This window comes from Flavobacterium pallidum (assembly GCF_003097535.1).
Taxonomy (GTDB): Bacteria; Bacteroidota; Bacteroidia; order Flavobacteriales; family Flavobacteriaceae; genus Flavobacterium; species Flavobacterium pallidum.
The window spans coordinates 1313466-1331119 of record NZ_CP029187.1; the positions used below are offsets into that span (position 1 = coordinate 1313466).

Sequence of the window (17654 nt, forward strand, 5' to 3'; positions counted from 1 at the left end):
GGTTGATGATGTTGCATACTGTCCTTTGTAAATAAGCTCTTTCTTATAAATCGATTTTTTTCAAAGCATAAAACCCGATGCCGCGATCGAAATCCGAAAGGTAAATAACGGTATGATGATCCAATAATATGGGTTTCATTTTATTGCTTTGGTCCGATGTAAGCATTTTATGGTTGTAAAATACTTCGCCATTCCTGATTTCAAGCGGTTGCACAGTCGAAAATTTCAGGGATTCGGACCGGCTTTGGGGCCCGTTTTCATTCCAGAAATGATACGTCAGTTTGTTGGCCGTGATCCGGTAATCGTATATAAGAATGGGTTCCTGATGGGTGAGGTGAAATCCGTCCGGGCGTGAACCCGTTTGCTGCAAAAGCAATACCGCTAAAAGCGCGGCTAGCGAAACGGCCGATATGATTTTCCATTTCAGCAGCTTTGAAACACTCAAAATCAACATCGTCGCCAGCAGCAGCAATAAAACCAGCCTTAGGTAAGACACCGGAAACGGCTGCTGCATAAATAAAGCCAGCGGGATATTATTGATCAAAAGGAAAAGGAAGAAACACACCGCTTTTTTTGAATTGGGCCAGTCGTTTTTTAACACCAGCAAAACCGGAAAGGCCAACAGCAGCAGGCTGTAAGTGCTGCCATACGGTGACATCAGCAATAGGGCGAAAATCCAATAGGAAAAAGCCAAAAGCGGATCCGTTGCCTTTTTCGAAATGTAATATCCGCCAGCAATAAGCATGATTTTAAAAGCGGCTACCAATCCGGAAAACAGCAGTTGATGATTGCCCCACCATGGACTCGTGTTTTCAGGGTAATCATAAACCAAAAGCCTTTTCAGGAACATGAATACTGATTGGTAATTGTCGACAAAAGCGGTCGCGATTTCTCCGTTTGAAGCTTTCGGGAGCACTGCATTGAGATAAAAAATCCAGATTCCGATTCCCGTAAACGGCAGGCTGACGGCAAATAAAATGGCCATGCCGACGAAAACGCAGATAAAGGCACGGAATTGCTTCTTAAACAGGAGTATCAAGACCAAAAACACCGGGAACACCTTCAGCATGATCGCCAATGAAAGCCACATTGCCATGCTCTTAAGCCGGTTTTTCTGATACGCGAGCCAGCTTTCGGCCAATAGAAAGAAAAGCAGCATATAAACCTGCCCGAAAAGCAGGTCATTTTTTATCGGTACAAAAAAAAGTAAAGGGATGATGGCCATGTACCACAGATTGATCCGGTTAAAATCCACCAGCCTTTTTAAGCTGAAAAAAAACAGGCCGCAACTGACGATATTGAAAATGATCTTGGCCGCTGCAACAGGAATCAGTGAAAGTGGCGCAAAGAGCAAAGCCAGGAATGGCGTATTTGGCGCATAACTCACAAACACGCCCTTGTGGCCAAGGTCAAAAATGACTTTGTTGAATTCGTAAGGAAAATAAACCCATTTTCCGAAACTACCGTCGATAAGGAATCGCCCCCCGAAATAATAGTTCGCAAAATCATGTACAGGGAAATCAACCGCCCGGAAAACATAAAACCCGCAGAGCAGCAACAGCGGAAACCAATAGTAATATTTAAAAAGGGATTTCATAAATCCCGGAAGATTGAAAAGCGAAGCAATCCGGTCTTCTGTAAAAAATATGATACGGAAACCCTTAAAACGCCCAATCCATAAACAACGCTTCTTTTGAAATTAATCGAAGAAGCATCTTCAAAGTATTTGGCCGGACACGAAATTTCTCCAATCCGTGCCTTGGTATAACAGCATTGCGCGAGCATCTCATTGTCAAAAACGAAATTATCCGAGTTCATGCCGAAGTGTATTTTCTTCAATATATCCGCGCTAAAGCAACGGTAACCCGTGTGATATTCTGAAAGTTTCTGGTTCATCAGCATGTTTTGGATTAGCGTGAGGATGCGGTTCGACAAATATTTGTACAAAGGCATCCCGCCTTTCAGTGCGCCTTTGCTCAGGATGCGTGACCCTAAAACCACATCGTATAAATCATTGGCGACGAGTGTGCACATTGCCGGGATCAGTTTGGGCGTGTATTGGTAATCGGGATGCAGCATCACCACGATATCTGCCTGCAGTTCGAGGGCTTTCGCATAACAGGATTTCTGGTTGGCGCCATAACCTTTGTTTTTTTCATGGCGGATGATGTGGCGAATGCCGAGATTTTTGGCCACTTCAATCGTATTGTCATTACTGAAATCATCGGTCAGGATCACATCATCGACTACCTCAAAAGGGATTTCCTCAAAAGTCCTCTGAAGGGTTTTGGCAGCATTGTAAGCCGGCAGTACGACGATTATTTTACGATTGTTAATCATGGATATAATTTACTTCCGAAGACATTTCCCTGACCGATCCTGAAACTTCCAGGCCTTGATAGGGCGCGAGTTTTTCTACCTCTTTACGCTGGTAAAGCGGCCCTAAATACGGAAACTCCTCACACACATGCGTACTTAAACCTGAAAGCCGCTGCTGTACTTCAGCCAAAGGCATGCCCCATTCGGCACTGAGCCTTTCTGCGGAGGGCTCCATAAAAGTGATGTAAAGCAATTCTGTAAAAGTATGGTCCTGCAATTTTAAATAATCGACACCTTCTTTCAACAATGCTTTCTGTTCAGTAAGGGATTGATTGTACGCTTTCAGCTTATCCTGCAGCGCATTGTAGCTTAAGTAGGAATGTACCTCGTCCTGTGGTTTGAACATGGGCGAAATCGTCGATTCGTGGCACCACATGCATTTAGCGGGTTTTCCGGCATTGGTAACAGACGGGTCAGCATGGTCCATTCGATTCCCGTCAGCATCAAAAATCCCGAAACGCAGCTGCGCGTTGTCCATGATTTCGAGGGTCTCATATTCTTCAATACGGCCTGTAGCAGGATCGGTTTCTGCAGAAAGGAAAACCTGCCTCATTTTGTCTTGCCCGGAAAAGCGGATAATACGGTGTTTCAGCGAAACGGCAGAGTGGTTCACATAGCCTTTGTCTTCAAGCAGAGTGTAACCGGCAAGCAAGTCATCCAACTTTTCCGGAACGCCAGTCAGTGCGTAATAATGTTGTGGCGATCCCAGGATCAGCGAAACGTAGCGCCCCATATCAATGGATTTATTGCGTTTATACTCTCCTGATTCCCGGATTGCCTGATGCAATATCTTCAGTGCGTTGACCGCATTTTCATTCAGCCCCAGTTTGTAGGCATTGATGCTGGCAGTGTTCCCGGAAACTGTTATTTCGGAAGGCCCCAGGGATTTCGCACCTACATATGACAAGGCCCAGCGCAATCCCACCACAGCTTTATCCATAGTGTCGTCTGCATAACTTTTATGCCATTCCAGCTTCACACTGTCGTCAATGTCCATGAATTGCGGGGGCACGGCCACAGATTGTGTTAGCAGGATTGAAAGCAGGACTATGAATCGGTGGATCTTCATTTAATGCTGTTTTATTGGGGATATTTCATAAATAGAAAATCCCGAATTCCTTATGATGTTGTCATTATATTCTGCAAGCAGTTTTACCTTTACCATTTCATTCAGCGCTTGCCAACTCCCCAGGGATTTACTATCGGTAAAAGCATAACCGCTTACAAAGATGGCTGTCCCTTTTTCATTTACATAGCTGGTTAGCATCGCCCTGATGCTGTCTTTTTGGAAAATGCCTTTCGCGCTTCCCCAGTCGCAATAGCTGTGCTCACTTTTCTCACTAAGGAAATAAATTTTCTTTTGAAGATAAGGGCTTAACATTGTGCCATCACAGGTAACGGTCACCACATTGCCGTTTTCCGGTTTTTTATGCTTAAGGAAAGAAGCCACATTTTTCGCAGCGGTAAATGGGTAAAGATAATCAAATGTATAAGCAAGCACGCCAGTGAGCATTTGAATCGAAAGTATGGAATACAAAACCCATTTTTTCCTTTTCAGGAAGGCTTCGGGAACTTCATCCTGCGGAAGATATTGTTCCACCCACAAACCGATGACCAGCACCATATAAGCCATGCCATCAAATCTTACCGCAGATCGCTGTGTTACGAAAAAGAAAACCTGCAACCCCGCCAGTGTAAGGTATACATAGCCCAATACCATTTTGCTCCGGAGTAAAAACAGCGGCAGTGCATACGCCAATAATCCAAGAAGGACCGCCGTCGGCCTGCTCAGGCTTACCAGTATATTGGTGTTCCAGAAATGCATGGTGCTGAAATCGGGAATGGTCATTATACCTTTAAAAAGGGAAATATAGCCCGCGCTGAATTTCTCTCTCAATGGCACGTCTTTCACTGTTTCGAAAAGCCAATCCGACTGTGTCATTGCAATCAGGGCGACATTTATCGCCAACCCGATACCGAAAACGAAAATGCCGGCCCCGGAAGTACGGATGTCACCGTTCCGGAACTTTTCATACAAAAGCACAGCAAAAATACCGCAGCAGACGACCGAAAATATCAAGTGTACATTACTGGCAATGGCAAGATACAGGCACAAAATCCAGAATTTCCGCTGCCGGTCCTTAAACAGGCTACAGGCCAAAAACAGGAAGAAAATGCCCAGGATATAATTCCTGCTGATCAGGCTGTATTCAAAAATCATGAAGTACCCAAACACGAAAAGCGTCCTGAATGTCCTTGAAAAAGGGGCTCTGCTTAAAAAAACGAAAGCTGTAGCCGTTGCAATCAGGATGTGCAGGAACTGCATCCCTAAAGGGTTGTGCGTAAAACGGCTGACCAGGAACAAAAGGGAATCCCAAAGTACCGGATGCCCTTCAAAGCGAAGGTTGTACATTAAGTCAGCAAACGAATCGCTGTCCCGGGCCAGAAGCCAATGCTGGGATTCGTCAAGCCACAGCTCATGGTGCAGGATGCCGACCAGGCTTACCACAAAATAAAGCAGCGTAATTATGGCAGCATATGTAGTGTCCTTCTTCATTTGCTTAAACTCATCAACGCGGTGGCCAGGAATGATTTCGCCTTGTGCTTCACTGCTTTTACAGAAAAGTGGTTTTTGGAAAATGCCCTGTGGAATTCGACTTCATTGACTACTTTTGACACCGCATAATCATAATATTTCCGTGGATATTCCCGCCTGAAATCGATTTCCCTGTCGGTTGAGGTTTCCCAATCCGGCGCAACGGTAATGTCTTTTTCAATTTCTTCGTAAAGCGATGTCCCCTTGATCGGATAAGCGATGGTAATCGTATAATGCGTCGGATTGGCATCTTTAAGGTATTGGATCGTTTCCGAAATATCGGCTTCGGTTTCCCCGGGATAGCCCACCATGATAAAAGTCCCGGTTTCAATCCCGAGCGCATTGGTGTCCTGGATCATTTTCTTTACGTGGTTCACGTCTACGCGTCGGTCCATCGCATCGATGATTTTCTGTGATCCGCTTTCCGCCCCTATCCAAATCCGGAAACAACCTGCTTCTTTCAACAGTCTCAGGATTTCCTCATTCAGCCTTTCCGCGCGCGTGATGCATTCAAAACGGATCTGTGCACCCTGTTTTACCACTTCCTCATGGAAAGCCGTGAGCCATTTGTGGCTTATCGTAAACACATCATCGACAAACCAGATCGCATCCGGGTTGTACTTTTCTTTGAGCATTTTCATTTCTGCAGCCACCTGTTCTGGCGGACGCCTGCGGTAACTTTGCCCGTAAACCGCCGTGCTGCACCATTTGCAGGTGTAGGGACAGCCACGTTGCGTAGAAATCGTCATCGAGCTTTCGCCGTGGTTGCGCTTCCAGATTTCCAGGTATTTTTCGTTTGGGATGGCATCGCGGTTGGGTAACGGCAGTTCGTCCAGCTCGCGGAATTTAACACGAGCCGCGGTTTTTACGGCAATATTATTTTCAAGGTAAGCGATGCCGTTTATATCAGCATAAGATTGACCATCTAAAAGTGCCCCACACAATTCAAATGTCGTTTCCTCACCTTCACCAATAACCAGGAAATCGGCACCGGCTTTCAGGTAATTTTCAATATTATAGCTCACGTCCGGGCCGCCAAGGATGATTTTAGGGAAACCATATTCGGGCAATTTCAGGATTTTCATCAGGCTGATGACTTCGGTCTTGGTCATCAGGTTGGTGTAAATCGCGACGATTCTTGGTTTTTTCTCAAGGATGAAAGCCAACTGGTCTTCTTTGGTATAAAAAGTCGAATCGTAAACATCGTTATGCATCCCTTTGCTATGGAGGTAGGAAGACACGTAAAGCAATCCCAGTGGCGGGTACGGCTTCATGATCCGTTGCTCTTTCGGGTCGGATGACAGGTAATAGCCGTGTGTCAGTAATACGCTCATTTTTTCTCCAGTACGATGCAATAATGATCGGAATAGGAGGACAGCCATCCTATGTTCCTGATGCCTTTTTCGAATTTTGCCAACACCTTCAGGATATTCGGGTACCTGTTGAAATACGGCTGCAAATACGATGGTGGCACAAAAAAACCGATCGGCGAAATATTTTTCACCTCAAATCCCGCCGCTGCTAAAGTTACGGTTTCTTTCGGGTTGTAATAAAAAGTCGGGATTTTTTCGCCGTTGACATCCGCAATCATGAATTCGTTTTTTCTGCGGAAGCTGTTTTTGAATTCACCTTTTGAGAGGAAATATATTTTTTCCCAAAGTGTATTTTTCGGCATAATAACGAGAACCAGCATTCCTTTTGGTGAAAGGATGCGATGAATGTCATTAAAAAATGTCGCATAGGCTTTTCCGGATAGGCAATTCAACCCGCCGAAATTGGAAAATACAAGATCGAATGCAGTACCTGAAAAATGTGCAGCCAAAGATTCAATGTCCATCGTTTCGAATACCGGCTGATTTTTATTGACCTTATTTTTCGCAATGGCAATCATGCCTTCAGAAATGTCAGTCGCAGTGATATTAAAACCCTGATTGGCGATCCAAACCGCATCAGCGCCGGTGCCGCAATTGATTTCAAGGATGGATTCCGGTTTTTTACGGTCTAAAATTTCAGATAAAATAGCGTAAACCGATTGACGCTGAAGCTTCCCGATGGGGGTATCTGTAAAATCGGCATCATAAGAAACAGCCGCGCGATCAAAGCCGCTACTCACTTTTGCATTTTTTTTAGGCTGATCCCGCTGGCAAAAGCTCCGGGAACATAATACCCCAGCTTCATTACAGAAATTACTTTACGCAACGACAATTCCAACGGGTTTCCGGCCATAGCTTTCAGGTTGTCAAGTCCCTGGGTTTTGCGGAATTCCTTATGCACAAAACGCTGCAGTTTTTTATAATATGCCGATTTAAAAGTGCCATTGAACATCATTTCCAGGTCGTCAGAATCTTTCCAGTTCGATTTTGCTGTCAGGTCCGCTTTTACCTTTTCGTAAAAAGGCGTGCCCGGCAACGGATAGGAAACCGAAATCCCAATATTGTCCGGCTTCAGTTCTTTCACCATCGAAATGGTATGCTCGATATCCTCAGGTGTTTCACCAGGATAACCGAATTGGAGGAAAAACGCAATACGGATATTCTTGCTTTTGAGCAGCCGTGTGGCTTCATATATCTGTTCGACTTTAGTGCCTTTGTCCATCGCGTCAAGGATTTTCTGGCTGGCACTTTCTGCGCCAACCCACACTTCTTCAAGGCCCGATTCAGCAAGTGCGTCTATCGTGTCTTCTTTCAGCAGTAAATCGGCACGGCTTTGGATATAATAGCGGATTTTGAGTTTTTTACTTTTCAATCCGGCATTGAATTGCTGCACCCAATTGGGTTTTAATCCAAAGATATCATCACACATCCAGAAGCGTTTCACGCCAAAAGACTGGCGCAGGAACTCGATGTGGTTCACGATATATTCCGGCGAATGCGAGTTGTAGCGGTTCCCGTAAATCGGCTTTGCGCACCAGTTGCATTTGTATGGGCAGCCGCGTGTGGTAGCGATATTGAGTGTGAAATCCTGTCCGCTTTGGCTCCAGATGATCTTATAATCGTTCATTTCAATCAAATCCCAGGCTGGTAACGGCAATTCATCTAGGTTTTGGAGTACCGGCCTCTTTGGATTTACCTGAATGTCATTGTGCTTACGGAATGCGATTCCGTTGGTAGTTTCAGGAATTTGATTTTTTTCAAGCGTATTGATGAGTTCCAGCAAAGTGAGCTCGCCTTCGCCCTGTATAATGTAATCAGCGCCTTTTTCAAGATAAAGGCCGTAATGATCTGTGGAATCGGAACTGCTGACAATGACGATAGCGCCATTTTGTTTGCCCATGGCAATCATTTCGAACGCCGCCTCGCGCATCGTCGTGAGGCACATCTTGGTCAGGTAATTGAAGCCGTCGTCATAAATGACGAGATATTTGGGCAGAATCGCTTCAATCGCAGGACGGATTTCAAGTGGGTCTTCAATAAGGCAGGTGTCAAAAAGATGTACGTTATAGCCATTCCCACGCATCAGCGAAGCCGCATACAGCGTGCCCAACGGCGGAAAAGGCATCTTGTTTTTCCACTGCTTTGGGTCGCGCCTGTAAAAATAGGAATGGGTAAAAAGGATCTCAGACATACTCCCGTTGTAATTCAATGTTATGGTTTATGCGAATCTCGTCATATTTATCATTCAGTGCGTTGATTACCTTTTTCTGGAAATTCAGCGGATGGTGCTTTGAAATGTCTTTGGTTGATTTCAATGCCATCTTAAAATCATCGGTATGCATCTGCCGGAATTTCAGCTTCCAGAACGCCACCGTTGTTTTCTTGAATAAGGAATCCAGCTGATTGCCGGCTTTAGTATCCAGTATGGCTTCGAGCATTTTCACGCCGTTCGGCTTGCTGATCACGCCTACGCTCTCCAATTTCGGGTCATACTGGCCCAATAATCCGGAAACCCAGTCGTTTTTGCTGTAAAATTCTTCAAAAACCATTTTTCCTTCGAAAGGAATGAGGGTCTTGATCTCGGTAGCGGTAAACCTGTTTTTTTCTTCCACTTCAAGGCTCGACGAAGACATGAAATAATTGATACAGAAATATTTCCTGGAGTTAAAAAGGAACAACTTCTTGTATAGCATCAGGAAAGTACGCGAAATCCAGAGCTTTCCTGGTTTGGTAATCACGAAAAAATCGATGTCGCTGTCTTTGTCATAATATCCTTTTGAAAGCGAACCTGATACTCCGACGGCTTCCACAAAAGGGAATTTAGAAATTAATGTAGCACGTTCTTTAGCCTTGACCAAAGCATCTACAGCCATCTTGTTTCCATTTTTCCGTTTTTCAAGGCAGCTGGGATCATATTCGGGATAATAATAATCCTCAATCTTAAAAATGATTTTTTTCGCAATCAATTCCACAAGCTCGGCTTCAATTTTCGGGCAATCCTTTGAGATTGAAAAACTGCATATCTCCTCCAGCTTCAAAGGATACCTGAATAATGAGAAATATAATATGGTCTTTAATGATTCCACGGTCGGCTTTTAGGTTATAGACCTGATGCTCGGATTTGGTTAAGGTTGCGTTAAAAATATGGCTTTTGCGTTTAAAAAAAGCACTAAGGCGTGTCTTTTTTAAATTCAAATTTCATTCCACCCTGATGCAGGGTCATCGTATTATTGCCAAATGTAATTTTTATCCCTGCGTCTTCAAAAATAAATTCGGTTTCACTTTCCGCTGTCAAGGGAAATGCACCCTGTCCCGTGGCCTGCGCGGTGAGGTTACCATTTTCATATGCGATGGTCATTTTTAAAGGGACGGTGGGTGTTGCATACACCCCGGTATAGCTTTTCAGTATTTTTTCATCAACGCTGATGTTTTTTATTTCCGGGAAATTGAAAGCCTGTCCGTAAAACGCACTCAGTGCCATAATAGCGATCTTATTTGTATCATAATTTGCCGCATTTACGGTCATGGCAAATCCTGCGCCGTCTTCGGGATTATAGCCTAATGAGGAGGAGAAGCCTTCTATCCCGCCGGTATGCCCGAAGAATTTCTTATCGCCGAAAGGAAAAGTGAAAATGCCTTTTCCAAATTTATTTTCCATCCGGGTCATCTCTTCCAGTGAATTTTTACTGATGATTTTGCCTTCAAATAAAGCCCGCGCAAAACGCGTCAGATCATCGGGTGTTGATTGCAAAGCTCCTGCGGCGTAAGCCACGGATTCGTGCCATTCCTCGCGCTTGTTCCATTTACCGCCTTCGAATGCGTATGAAAAAGATTCGTTATTTGCCGGGTTGATGGTGCCGTAATACTTGGTATCTGTAAGCCCGGCTTTTTTAATAACGCGCACAGCAACATTTTCAGGATAGCTTTTTTTGGTAATTTTTTCGATGATGTAACCCAGCAAAAGGTAATTTGAATTGCTGTAATCAGACTTGCTGCCTGGTTCGAATGCAGCATCATAGGCGGCAATTTTCTTTAGCATCGATTCCTGCGTCTGCGGAATTTCTGCAAAATCCATAAAAGTGCTGTCATTCGTGAAATTATAAATCCCGCTGCTGTGGTTGAGCAGGTTGGCGATGGTGATTTTATCCGCGTTTCTGACTGTTGGGTAAAATGCAGATAATTTTGTGTCCAAAGCCAGTTTCTTTTCTTCAATCAATTGAAAAATGATGGCCGAAGTAAACATTTTAGTGATCGAACCGATCTTGTATTTTGTCTTCGGCGTGGCTTTGGTGTTTTTTTCGACCTCTGCAAAACCGTAAGCTTTGCTGAAAACGACCTGGTCCTTATCCCGCAGCGCAACAGATCCCATAAAACGGTTGTTCGAAGCAAGGTATGTCAGTGCGCTGTCCAGTGTTTTATATTTATCTGAAACCTGCGCCGTAATATTTTTTGCCGAAAGGCAGAGTAATAGAAGGATTAGTGTTTTTTTCATGGTGTTTTTGTTATTATTAATGCGCTTCAAGCCAATTCTGCCCCATTCCGAGATCCACTTCTAATGGGACATCAAGCTTATAAGCATTTTCCATTTCGTATTTGATCATGGGCTGGATTTTTTCGAGTTCTGAATTGTGGACATCAAACACCAATTCATCATGTACCTGCAGCAGCATCTTGCTTTTCCAGTTTTCCGAAACCAGTTTTTTATGGATGTTGATCATCGCAATCTTGATGATGTCGGCGGCGCTTCCCTGGATAGGCGCATTCACCGCATTCCGCTCGGCAGCGCCACGAACGATCGCATTGGCTGAATTGATGTCTTTCAGGTAACGTCGGCGGCCTAAAATCGTTTGCACGAATCCCTGCTCGCGTGCGATTTCAATTTGCTCGCTGATGAAATTGCGAAGCCTTGGATAAGTCTGGTAGTAGGCATCGATGAGGTCTTTGGATTCACTGCGTGTCAACGACGTCTGGTTGCTCAATCCAAAAGCGGATACGCCGTAAATAATCCCGAAGTTTACCGTTTTGGCGTGGCTTCGCTGCTCCCGGGTCACTTCATCCAAAACGACATTGAATACCTTTGAAGCGGTCGCCGCGTGGATGTCCTCGCCGTTCTGGAACGAACGGATCATGTTTTCCTCACCGCTTAAGGCTGCAATAATCCGCAATTCGATCTGAGAATAATCCGCGGAAACCAGGGTGTAATTTTCATCCCTGGGCACAAAAGCCTTCCGGATCTGGCGGCCTCTTTCCGTACGGATTGGGATGTTCTGCAGGTTCGGATTATTGGAGCTCAAACGTCCTGTTGCTGCTACGGCCTGCATATAATCGGTGTGGACACGTCCGGTCCTTTGGCAAACCTGCGTAGGCAATGCGGTGACATAGGTGCTTTGTAGTTTCACGAGTTGGCGCCAGTCCAGGATGTCCTGTACAAAAGGGCTTGAAAGCGCCAGATACGAAAGCACTTCTTCACCAGTGGCATATTGACCGGTTTTGGTTTTCTTCTGTTTGCCTTCGCCGATTTTCATTTTGTCAAAAAGGACTTCGCCCAATTGTTTCGGGGATGCGAGGTTGAATTTCTCACCTGCGGTTTCATAAATCCGGTTTTCGAATATTTTGATATCGTTATCCATTTCAACAGACATGGCTTTCAGGAAATCAGTATCGAGGCGCACGCCTTCGGTTTCCATGGCGGCTAAAACAGGCACCAGTGGAATTTCGAGTTCCTCAAACAGTTTACGGGTTTCGGTTTTATCTAAAACTGGGGCGAAATGTTCTTTCAGCTGGAATGTGACATCGGCATCTTCAGCGGCGTATTCCTTGATGTCTTCCAAAGCAACATCGCGCATCGATTTCTGGTTCTTGCCTTTCTTGCCAATCAGCTCTTCGATGGATTTCGGGGAGTATTGCAAATACGTTTCAGACAATACATCCATATTATGGCGCATGTCCGGATTGATCAGGTAGTGCGCAATCATGGTGTCAAACAGTTTTCCTTTGACCGTTACGCCGTAATTGGACAGCACCTTTAAGTCATATTTTAAATTCTGCCCGATCTTTTCAATCGATTCTGAATCCCAGAACGGTGCGAATTTATCCACCAAAGCCTGTGCCGCTTCGCGGTTTTCAGGAACCGGGACATAAAACCCTTTTCCTTTTTCCCATGCAAATGACAATCCGACGAGTTCGGCGTTCAACGCGTCAATCCCGGTAGTTTCGGTATCAAAACTGACGGCGGTTTGCTTCAGCAGGTTTTGGATCAGGAATTTTATCGCCATATCAGTTTCTGCCAATTGATAATGGTGGTCCGTGTTTTCGAGGGTTTTATAATAACTGTTGATCTGTCCTGAAGCGTCGTCTGCACTTTCCTGGGTTGAAAACAAATCGAACTGATCGGTTTTAACAATGGTTTTCGTAGGAGGCAGTCCCTGCGTTTCAATATTGGAATAGTTTTTCTGGTCGCTGAAAAACAGGCTGTTGAACTGCTCTGCCAACCTCCGGAATTCGAGTTCGCGGAAAATTTCCTCAACCTTATCGGCATCCGGTTTTGACAATTCGTAATCGTCTTCATTGAAAGTGACATCGCAATCGCATAAAATCGTCGCCAATTGTTTTGACAGTAAGCCAAGCGCTTTATTGGCTTCGATGTTTTCTTTCATCTTCCCCTTAAGCTTGTCTGTATTTTCCAGTAGATTTTCCATGGAACCGAATTCCTTCAGGAATTTTTTCGCGGTCACTTCACCCACGCCGGGAAGACCGGGGATGTTGTCTACAGCATCGCCCATCATCCCAAGGAAATCAATCACCTGTTCCGGGCGCTCGATCTCAAAACGGTCAAGCACTTCGGGAATACCCCAGATTTCAATGCCATTGCCAAGACGCGCAGGCTTGTACATAAAAATATTTTCGGAAACCAATTGTGCAAAATCCTTATCGGGTGTGACCATAAAAACCTGGTAATTCTGGTTTGCTGCCTGTTTGGCAATGGTACCGATCAGGTCATCGGCTTCGCAGCCTTCCAGTTCCAAAATCGGGATGTGCATCGCTTTAAGCAACTGCTGGATGTATGGAATCGCAATGCGGATGGCTTCCGGGGTTTCGTCACGATTCGCTTTATAGGCGGTAAACATTTCGGTCCGCACGTGGCTGCCGCCTTTGTCAAACGCTACGGCAAGATGGTCCGGCTTTTCCCTTTTAATAACATCGATCAGGGAATTCATAAACCCAAGAATGGCGGATGTGTCCATTCCTTTTGAATTAATTCTGGGGTTTTTGATCAGCGCATAATAGCCGCGGAAAATCAGCGCGTAGGCATCAAGCAGGAAAAGGCGTTTTTGTGACATAGGTATTTTATAAAGGTGTAAAAATAGTAATTAGATTGGAAAGTCCGGAAGCGGGAAAGACCGAAAGTCCGAAAGTCTAGAAGATGAGATGCAAAAGCTGGGTCAGAACAGTCAAACATTTCTTGATTATAGTCATTACTTCCCGACTTTTCTGACTTTCCCAACTTTTTTATTACTTTGGCTTCATAAAAAAAGCTTCAAATGAACATCCTCATTGTGGAAGACCACCGCGAACTCGCACAGGAACTCGGAGATTATCTTACGGGAATGGGTTATTTGTGCAAACACGTCAGTGATTGTGCTGATGCGCTGGAGGAAGTTGCGGTGAATTCCTATGATGTGATGCTTTTGGATTTAGGGCTTCCGGACGGAGATGGCCTTGAAGTGCTGCGCAGTATCCGTAAAAGCGCTTCTAAAATTGCGGTCATCATTTTGACGGCAAGAGGCGAACTGGATGACCGGGTGAGCGGATTGCAGCTTGGCGCTGACGATTACCTGACAAAGCCATTTGCACTGCCTGAGCTTGGAGCACGGCTCAATGCGATTGTACGCAGGATGCATGGCTTTGCTGCGAATGAAATTCCGGTACACGGATTTAAGGTGCAGCTTGAGGATTTTAAAGTGACTTTTGACGGCCTGCCGGTGCCATTGACAAAAAAGGAATTCCAGATATTCCGTTATCTGGTATTGAATAAAAACCGTGTGATTACGAGGCTTCAGTTGACCGAGCATATCTGGGGTGATGTTTTGGAAATCAACTCGGACTCAAATTTCATCGATGTGCATGTGCGGAACCTACGCAACAAACTCGATAAGCATACCGATATTGACTGGTTTGAAACCGTACGCAACGTGGGTTACCGCATCAATGAATAGTTATGAAACTCAGGAGCCAGATTTCGATTTTCAATGTCATTACCAGGTTGCTGCTGATCCTGATCCTTGTTTTTACGCTTCCGATGCTGATCGAGCATGTCGTTTACAAACACATTGATAAGACGCTGCTCGAAAAGAAGCAGAAATTCATCCATAATTTAGGCCAGGCCGAAATCAATGAATTCCTGAATGAAAGCATGCAGTCCGATACCTATGCCAGTTTCTCAGTCTTGCACGACGAATTTATCCTGTTGTCGAAGCTGGGCGATAAGACGCAAATCCTGAAGTCGGTTTTTATTGATGAGCCGAGGATCATTGAAGGGCAGCAGGATGATTACAGGATACTGCAATATACATTCAATTATGAAAACAATGCTTATGAGCTGGAGATAGGCAGCAGCATTGCCGAAATCAGGGAACTCACTTTTATGATCCGGATTTTCACGCTCGTTTTACTATTGGCAATCGTATTGGTGACCTTTTTGATGGATGCGCTTTTTATCGATTATTTATTGAAGCCGTTTTATAAAATCATTGACACGAAGATCAGGCGGGTGAATGATGCCGACTCGTTTAATTTCACCAGTATTAAAAGCCATTCTACGGATTTCAGGGAACTTGACGAGGTACTGAACCAGATGATGCAGCGGATTGAGGACCATTTTAAGCAGGAGAAGCAATTTATTGCCAACGTGTCGCACGAATTGCTTACGCCGATTTCGTTGTTGAAAAACCGCTTTGAGAATCTATTGCAGCATCAAAATCTCGATGACGCTGTTGCCGATAAGATTGTCGCTTCGCTCAGGACGCTCGACGTGCTCAAGAAAATCATCAACAACCTGCTGCTGATTTCCAAAATAGAGAACAACCAGTTCAAGCAAGCCGAACCTGTAAACTTGCGGCAACTGATTGCAGATGTAGCAACTGAAATGGAGGACCGACTTCTGGAAAAATCATTGGTTTTGAAAAATGACTTCCTGGATGATTATATTTTCGAGGGAAATAAAACTTTACTATATATACTTTTTTACAATATCATTTCGAATGCGGTAAAATATAATTCAGAAAAAGGCACTATTCAGATTTCAGGTTATGAAACCACGGATGCTTATGGGGTTTCTATTACTGATTCCGGAAAGGGCATGTCTCCGGAGGAAGCCGCTACGATTTTTGACCGGTTTACGCGCATTGATCAGTTGCAGGAAGGCCAAGGGCTTGGACTGGCCATTGCGAGCAGTATTGCGCGTTTTCATCACATCCAGATTATGGTTGAATCTTCACCGGGCAAGGGTGCAACCTTCACGCTGCAATTCCCGAAAGCCTAAAAAAAGGTTAATTTTCCCGGCTTAGGCAAATCTTCATTTTATCTTCATTTAGCGGTTGTAGTTTTGACTCGTTGAATAATTAAAATGATAACATTATGAAAAATTTATTGATGGCAGCATTGGTTGTTTTGGGTACAGGCTCGATGGCTTTTGCACAAACCGGCCAGCCAAAGGCAGCTCCTGCCAAAGAAGTAAAATCTGAAAAACATGCTAAAGCTGTGGCAAAAGATGCTAAAGCGGAAGTGAAAACCGAAGTGAAGGCAGAGACTAAAAAAACAACTGCAACGGTAAAAACGACAACTCCTGCAAAAAAGGAAGTGAAGGCAGTAAAAACAACTGCAACAAAATAAACCCCATAATGAATGCTACATTATAAAAGGTTTTTTGATTAAGGTGATAGTGTTTTATGTTGGAAAAACCGGTAGAATCATTCTGCCGGTTTTTTTTGCGTTAAAAATTATGTAATAAAAAAATTTCAGAAAGGCATTCTTTGTTAATTTGTAAAAACTTTTAAAAATGATTCGTTGGATTATTGCTATAGTGATCTTCCTTGCTATAGAAATTTACGCTTTCCAGGCTTTCCGCACCATTACCAAAATCCGTTGGGTATTGTGTGGCTATGCTATCGTAAGCCTGCTGGTTCTGATTTTCATCCTGTACTCCTTTTCACAATTCGACCGTTCGGTAGGGCAGAATAAGCAGACACTTTTTACGATCGGGCTTTTCCTTGTCGTTTACATTCCTAAGATTTTACTGACGTTTGTGATGTTTGGCGAAGACCTGTTCCGACTGGCAGCCGGAGGGATCAATTATTTTGTGAACAACGATCCGGATGTGGCATACATTCCTTCGCGGCGCAGGTTCATCAGCCAGGTGGGGCTGGCATTGGCGGCCATTCCTTTTGCGTCATTGATTTACGGCATTTTTGAAGGGAAATATAATTTTAAGGTGCTGAAACAGAATGTGTATTTTCCGGATTTGCCAGATGCTTTCGACGGCTTCAGGATTATACAGATTTCCGACGTGCACAGCGGCAGTTTCGACAATAAGGAAAAAATCGAATATGCAATCGACCTGATCAACCAGCAGGAAGCCGATATGATGCTATTTACAGGGGATATCGTCAATACTTTTGCCAAAGAAATGCATCCGTGGATTGATACCTTCAATAAAATCAAAGGTTTCCAATACGGAAAATATTCAGTTTTAGGGAACCATGATTATGGCGAATACCTCGAATGGCCTTCACAAAGTGCTAAAGATGAGAACTTCCGGGATATCAAAGCCCTTTACGGGAAAATAGGTTTTGACCTGATGCTGAACAGGCATACGTTTATAGAAAAAGACGGGCAGAAAATCGCATTGGTTGGCGTAGAGAACTGGGGAGAGGGTTTTAAGAAAGCCGGCGATCTGGCGGTAGCTTCTGAAGGGCTTACAGACCAGGATTTCAAGATACTGATGTCGCACGATCCGTCACATTGGGATATTGAAGTGAAAAGCCACCCGAAACATTTCCAGCTGACTTTAGCCGGGCATACGCACGGCATGCAGTTCGGGATTGAAATTCCGGGATTTATCAAATGGAGCCCAATCCAGTTCAAATACCCGCAATGGGCAGGATTGTATGAAAATACGGGTCGGTATGTGTATGTAAATCGCGGTTTGGGATACCATGCCTATCCCGGAAGGGTTGGGATCTGGCCTGAAATAACCGTTATACAACTAAAAAAAGGCAATAAAGTAGCGTAATTCGTTAAAAATATTA

General features: G+C 44.4%; 14 protein-coding genes. 4 read left to right on the forward strand and 10 right to left on the reverse strand.

Annotation, left to right across the window (positions count from 1 at the left end):
• Positions 1 to 43: 43 nt before the first annotated feature.
• The 10 genes from HYN49_RS05300 to polA form a co-directional block, all read right to left on the reverse strand.
• Positions 44 to 1597, reverse strand: a complete 1554-nt coding sequence (locus HYN49_RS05300; protein WP_108903153.1) for a glycosyltransferase family 87 protein — start codon at positions 1595 to 1597, stop codon at positions 44 to 46.
• Positions 1594 to 2340 carry a glycosyltransferase family 2 protein gene (locus HYN49_RS05305; RefSeq protein ID WP_108903154.1) on the reverse strand — a complete coding sequence of 249 codons (747 nt, stop codon included), beginning with the start codon at positions 2338 to 2340 and terminating at the stop codon, positions 1594 to 1596. The genes HYN49_RS05300 and HYN49_RS05305 overlap by 4 nt, the downstream gene beginning before the upstream one ends.
• Positions 2333 to 3448: a hypothetical protein gene (locus HYN49_RS05310; protein ID WP_108903155.1), complete on the reverse strand. Its 1116-nt coding sequence runs from the start codon at positions 3446 to 3448 to the stop codon at positions 2333 to 2335. The genes HYN49_RS05305 and HYN49_RS05310 overlap by 8 nt, the downstream gene beginning before the upstream one ends.
• On the reverse strand, positions 3449 to 4936 hold the full coding sequence (locus HYN49_RS05315) for a hypothetical protein (RefSeq protein ID WP_108903156.1): 1488 nt from the start codon (positions 4934 to 4936) through the stop codon (positions 3449 to 3451).
• Positions 4933 to 6309, reverse strand: coding sequence for a B12-binding domain-containing radical SAM protein (locus HYN49_RS05320; RefSeq protein ID WP_108903157.1), 1377 nt, complete (start codon positions 6307 to 6309; stop codon positions 4933 to 4935). Before HYN49_RS05320 ends, HYN49_RS05315 begins: the two co-directional genes overlap by 4 nt.
• The gene (locus tag HYN49_RS05325) at positions 6306 to 7088 is read right to left on the reverse strand and encodes a class I SAM-dependent methyltransferase (RefSeq protein ID WP_108903158.1); all 783 of its coding nucleotides are present in this window, start codon (positions 7086 to 7088) and stop codon (positions 6306 to 6308) included. The genes HYN49_RS05320 and HYN49_RS05325 overlap by 4 nt, the downstream gene beginning before the upstream one ends.
• Positions 7085 to 8539, reverse strand: coding sequence for a B12-binding domain-containing radical SAM protein (locus tag HYN49_RS05330; protein WP_108903159.1), 1455 nt, complete (start codon positions 8537 to 8539; stop codon positions 7085 to 7087). The genes HYN49_RS05325 and HYN49_RS05330 overlap by 4 nt, the downstream gene beginning before the upstream one ends.
• On the reverse strand, positions 8532 to 9434 hold the full coding sequence (locus HYN49_RS05335) for a nucleotidyltransferase domain-containing protein (protein ID WP_108903160.1): 903 nt from the start codon (positions 9432 to 9434) through the stop codon (positions 8532 to 8534). The genes HYN49_RS05330 and HYN49_RS05335 overlap by 8 nt, the downstream gene beginning before the upstream one ends.
• 83 nt (positions 9435 to 9517) lie before the next feature.
• Entirely contained in the window at positions 9518 to 10840 is a 1323-nt protein-coding gene (locus HYN49_RS05340) for a serine hydrolase (RefSeq protein ID WP_108904963.1), read from the reverse strand.
• A gap of 16 nt (positions 10841 to 10856) precedes the next feature.
• The gene (gene polA, locus HYN49_RS05345) at positions 10857 to 13688 is read right to left on the reverse strand and encodes a DNA polymerase I (protein WP_108903161.1); all 2832 of its coding nucleotides are present in this window, start codon (positions 13686 to 13688) and stop codon (positions 10857 to 10859) included.
• 201 nt (positions 13689 to 13889) lie between these two features.
• Between polA and HYN49_RS05350 the strand changes: the two genes are divergently transcribed.
• From HYN49_RS05350 to HYN49_RS05365, 4 genes are all read left to right on the forward strand, one after another.
• On the forward strand, positions 13890 to 14564 hold the full coding sequence (locus tag HYN49_RS05350) for a response regulator transcription factor (RefSeq protein WP_108903162.1): 675 nt from the start codon (positions 13890 to 13892) through the stop codon (positions 14562 to 14564).
• A 2-nt stretch (positions 14565 to 14566) separates the two neighbouring features.
• The gene (locus HYN49_RS05355; protein WP_108903163.1) at positions 14567 to 15889 is read left to right on the forward strand and encodes an ATP-binding protein; all 1323 of its coding nucleotides are present in this window, start codon (positions 14567 to 14569) and stop codon (positions 15887 to 15889) included.
• Between the two features lie 95 nt (positions 15890 to 15984).
• Complete coding sequence (locus HYN49_RS05360) at positions 15985 to 16239, forward strand: hypothetical protein (RefSeq protein WP_108903164.1); 255 nt, start codon at positions 15985 to 15987, stop codon at positions 16237 to 16239.
• 166 nt (positions 16240 to 16405) lie between these two features.
• On the forward strand, positions 16406 to 17638 hold the full coding sequence (locus HYN49_RS05365) for a metallophosphoesterase (RefSeq protein WP_108903165.1): 1233 nt from the start codon (positions 16406 to 16408) through the stop codon (positions 17636 to 17638).
• Positions 17639 to 17654: the final 16 nt, after the last annotated feature.

Bases quoted from the DNA above. Each gene is read 5' to 3' on its own strand.
- HYN49_RS05300 (WP_108903153.1), bottom strand. From the start codon at position 1,597: ATGAAATCCCTTTTTAAATATTACTATTGGTTTCCGCTGTTGCTGCTC.
- HYN49_RS05305 (WP_108903154.1), bottom strand. From the start codon at position 2,340: ATGATTAACAATCGTAAAATAATCGTCGTACTGCCGGCTTACAATGCT.
- HYN49_RS05310 (WP_108903155.1), bottom strand. From the start codon at position 3,448: ATGAAGATCCACCGATTCATAGTCCTGCTTTCAATCCTGCTAACACAA.
- HYN49_RS05315 (WP_108903156.1), bottom strand. From the start codon at position 4,936: ATGAAGAAGGACACTACATATGCTGCCATAATTACGCTGCTTTATTTT.
- HYN49_RS05320 (WP_108903157.1), bottom strand. From the start codon at position 6,309: ATGAGCGTATTACTGACACACGGCTATTACCTGTCATCCGACCCGAAA.
- HYN49_RS05330 (WP_108903159.1), bottom strand. From the start codon at position 8,539: ATGTCTGAGATCCTTTTTACCCATTCCTATTTTTACAGGCGCGACCCA.
- HYN49_RS05340 (WP_108904963.1), bottom strand. From the start codon at position 10,840: ATGAAAAAAACACTAATCCTTCTATTACTCTGCCTTTCGGCAAAAAAT.
- polA (WP_108903161.1), bottom strand. From the start codon at position 13,688: ATGTCACAAAAACGCCTTTTCCTGCTTGATGCCTACGCGCTGATTTTC.
- HYN49_RS05350 (WP_108903162.1), top strand. From the start codon at position 13,890: ATGAACATCCTCATTGTGGAAGACCACCGCGAACTCGCACAGGAACTC.
- HYN49_RS05355 (WP_108903163.1), top strand. From the start codon at position 14,567: ATGAAACTCAGGAGCCAGATTTCGATTTTCAATGTCATTACCAGGTTG.
- HYN49_RS05360 (WP_108903164.1), top strand. From the start codon at position 15,985: ATGAAAAATTTATTGATGGCAGCATTGGTTGTTTTGGGTACAGGCTCG.
- HYN49_RS05365 (WP_108903165.1), top strand. From the start codon at position 16,406: ATGATTCGTTGGATTATTGCTATAGTGATCTTCCTTGCTATAGAAATT.